This window comes from Ignatzschineria sp. PL_is040 (assembly GCF_055813795.1).
In genome coordinates this window covers 1-287 of record NZ_JBVPGU010000052.1, presented here as the reverse complement: position 1 = coordinate 287, position 287 = coordinate 1, and the positions used below count along the sequence as shown (strand labels likewise).

Here is a 287-nt window from a genome sequence, read left to right as displayed (position 1 = left end):
AATACTAATTGACCGTGAGGCTTGACCATATAATAGGTCTTAGACAATTTTGATACGAGACATGATCGTTTCCAAAGTTGACGCGAATACAACAACTTAAGCAATTCAATCAGACATTGCTGTTACAATACCAACTAATCAAATTTATTCGTGAGTGGAGTGCAAAATAAAATGCAAAAATGCATCGGCACTTCAAGCACAAGCCAGTTTTCCTGGGGAAAATAGCGCTATGGAACCACCTGATCCCATCCCGAACTCAGAAGTGAAACGTAGCAGCGCCGATGGTA

1 rRNA gene is annotated in these 287 nt (G+C 40.8%); it reads left to right on the top strand.

From position 1 onward, the window contains the following. Window positions 1–211: 211 nt before the first annotated feature. A 5S ribosomal RNA gene (gene rrf, locus AC0SAP_RS10405) occupies window positions 212–287 on the top strand; the annotation flags it as partial.